Here is a 3,053-nt window from a genome sequence, read left to right on the forward strand (position 1 = left end):
TTGGCACCTACGGCATCGGCATCTTCACTCCCACCCTCCTCGCCGCCGCGATTGGGCATCAAACCGAGCATCCGCACAATCTCGCGGCCATCATCCACAACGACATCCTGGCCGCCAAAGGGGCGGCGCTGCTCGATGTGCTGCTGATCATCGGCATCATCGCCGCGGTGCTGCTGACCGATAAGGTCGGGCGCATCCGTCTGCAGATCATCGGCTTCATCGGTTGTGCGATCGGGCTAGCGTTAGCGGCCTTCTCGCAGGCACTCAGCGGACCGGCGCAAATGACCCTGCTGTTCATCGGTTTCATGCTGTTCAACTTCATGACTAACATGGGGCCGAACGCACAGACCTATCTGATTGCCGGCGAGGTCTTCCCAACCCGCATCCGTGGCAAGGGTGCGGGCTTTGCTGCCTCGTTCGCCAAGATCGGCGCCGTGACCACCGCCTTCCTCTTTCCAGTGCTGTTGGCGCAGATCGGCACCGAGACGCTGCTCGCGATCCTGGTCGGCACCTCGCTGGCCGGCGCCTTGATCACCTGGCTGTTCCGTATCGAGACCGCGGGCAAGAATCTGGAAGAGCTCGAGGATTAGGTCGCCCCGTCGCGTCCTCTGTTGCAATAATCGCAAAGGCCACGCGAAAACTTATCGCCCGGCCTCTTTGTCATACACTCAACCGTCGGTGAGTGGAGCATCAACAATGCCGTCTGCATTCTCCTCCCAACGTCGGAGCCTCCTGCGTGCCTTCGGTGCGCTTGGGGCAGCTGCACTCGCCGGTCCCGTGCGAGCCGATCTCTGGCGTGAGCGCAATCCATTCACCTTGGGCGTCGCCTCTGGCTATCCTCAGCCCGACTCCATGGTGCTCTGGACCCGGCTGGCGCCGGAGCCGCTCGCGCCAGACGGTGGCTTGCCGGCCGAGAACATCGCGGTGCGTTGGGAGCTCGCGCGCGACATCGGCTTCCGGGATCTGGCCGCTTCGGGAACCGTCTACGCGCAACCGCAGTGGGCACACGCGGTGCACGTCGAGCCCTATGGACTCGAGCCCGATCGTGAGTACTGGTACCGCTTCCATGCCGTCGATGCGAGCAGTCCGATTGGACGCACTCGCACCGCACCGTCGTCGGATGCCGCCGTGGAGCGCCTTCGCCTCGGGGTTGGCTCTTGCCAGCATTACGCACAGGGATGGTTTGGCGCCTACCGCCACATCGTGGCGGATCACCTCGATCTGTTTCTGCATGTCGGTGATTACATCTACGAGTCGAGCTGGGGCGATGAGCTGGTGCGCTCGCAAGGCGGACAGGAGCCCATCACGCTCAACGACTACCGCCGTCATTACGCCCTCTACAAGACCGATCCGGACCTCCAAGCCGCCCATGCCAGCTGCCCATGGGCTGTGGTCTGGGACGATCACGAGGTCGAGAATGACTATGCCGGGGCGATCTCGCAGAACAACGATGATCCCGCCTGGTTCTTGCAGCGCCGCGCCGCCGCTTACCGAGCCTACTATGAGCACATGCCGTTGCCTCGCCGCATGGTGCCGTTCGGACCACGGATGAGGCTGTATACGCGCCTGCGCTATGGCCAACTAGCCGATGTCTATCTACTCGATGATCGCCAGTACCGGAGTCAGCAGCCGTGCCCCAAGCCCGGCCGTGCTGGCTCTGCCGTAATCCGTGACTGCGCGGCTCGGCTCGATCCGGCTGCAACCATGCTGGGTGAGCGCCAAGAGCAGTGGCTGGCTGCCCATCTGCGGGCGTCGACGGCGCGTTGGAATCTCGTTGCGCAGCAAACCTTGGTGGCACAATCGGATGACGAGCCCGGTCCGGGTCAGGCCTTCTGGTCGGATGGCTGGGATGGCTATCCGGCAGCGCGGCAGCGCTTGCTCGAGGTTCTAGGCGAGCCACAGCCGCGGAATCCCGTGGTGCTCGGCGGCGATGTCCACTCGTTTTGGGTGACCGAGCTAAAGCAGGATTTCGATGATCCGTCCTCAGCGACCCTAGCCAGTGAATTCGTGGCGACCTCGATCACCTCGCAATCCCGCCCAGAGGATCGCATTCAGCGGGTCGTGCGCGAGAATCCGCACATCCTCTACGCCAATGGCCGCGAGCGAGGCTACTTGCGCCTAGAGGTCACGCCCGCTCTCGCTCAAGCAGACCTGCGTGGCCTGTCGTCAGTCAAGGTGCGCAATCCATCCTGTCACACCCAAGCGTCCTTCGTCGTCGAAGACGGACGCCCCGGGCCGCAGCCGGTCTAGCTCCTCGGATCGAGCGGGTTCTCGGTCAGCCGCGATTGGCATAGCGCGTCGCAACCCCGGCCAGTGAAGTCCTTGGTTCAAGGTAATCTGTGCCGAACGTTGCAACGTCAAGCGCCTAGTTGCTTAAGGACAACGCCGAACGACCCACTTGCATTGCTCGGTTCCGACACAGGCGCTGCGGGTGGTATATCCAGCGCATCCCATGGCCGCATCGGGTCCCGCCGCCTCGCAGCCCCCACAGACGGAGGTCTGCTGAGGATGTGAAGGATAGCGTGGCTGATGAGGCTCCCCAAGCTCGGCCTTCAGATGCTCGATACGGCGCTCATAGAGTCGGTCCATGCAGCGTCGGAACTCCTCAGACGTGCCAACGACGGATGGGTCGCAGCGGTTATTCCGGATGTCAATCCAGGCTCGCTGCTCCCGGACCAGGTGTTCCCGCGGACCCGGTGCCAACTCGTCGAGAAGCCGCGAATAGAGCCGGCCCATCTCGCCGTCGAGGCGATTGATCTCAGTGGTATCGCAGATGCCGTTCTCCATCGGCGTCGACGCCTTGGCACAATCGAAGCTAGCGGCGCAGACGGCGCTAGCACCCAGAAAACCGCCGGCCGCGATCGAGCAAATCATGATTACACGCAAGAACATAACGTCGCTCCAAGGGCAAAGAGGAATCAACTCGGACGGCGTCGCCAACGGCAAACTCAATCCAACCATGTGATGACGCCAAGCAAGCACGCTGATGAAGATTGCGTAGCAGACATAGGCTCTATACATCAGCGTTCGGATACTAGCATAGTGATGGCGGA

General features: G+C 62.5%; 3 protein-coding genes. 2 read left to right on the forward strand and 1 reads right to left on the reverse strand.

Translation table 11 applies throughout. From position 1 onward, the window contains the following. Both ACY693_RS17470 and ACY693_RS17475 read left to right on the forward strand, forming a co-directional pair. Positions 1 to 590: MFS transporter (locus tag ACY693_RS17470; protein ID WP_462323086.1), on the forward strand; the 590-nt coding region annotated here is incomplete at its 5' end. A gap of 106 nt (positions 591 to 696) precedes the next feature. Beyond that, entirely contained in the window at positions 697 to 2,250 is a 1,554-nt protein-coding gene (locus ACY693_RS17475) for an alkaline phosphatase D family protein (RefSeq protein ID WP_462323087.1), read from the forward strand. A 123-nt stretch (positions 2,251 to 2,373) separates the two neighbouring features. Here ACY693_RS17475 and ACY693_RS17480 read toward each other — a convergent pair whose 3' ends face one another. Then, on the reverse strand, positions 2,374 to 2,892 hold the full coding sequence (locus ACY693_RS17480) for a lysozyme inhibitor LprI family protein (RefSeq protein WP_462323088.1): 519 nt from the start codon (positions 2,890 to 2,892) through the stop codon (positions 2,374 to 2,376). Positions 2,893 to 3,053 lie beyond the last annotated feature (161 nt).

It is taken from the genome of Halochromatium sp. (genome assembly GCF_054919635.1).

What these genes read in the sequence shown, in the direction of transcription:
- ACY693_RS17475 (WP_462323087.1), top strand. Translation starts at nt 697, where the DNA reads ATGCCGTCTGCATTCTCCTCCCAACGTCGGAGCCTCCTGCGTGCCTTC.
- ACY693_RS17480 (WP_462323088.1), bottom strand. Translation starts at nt 2,892, where the DNA reads ATGTTCTTGCGTGTAATCATGATTTGCTCGATCGCGGCCGGCGGTTTT.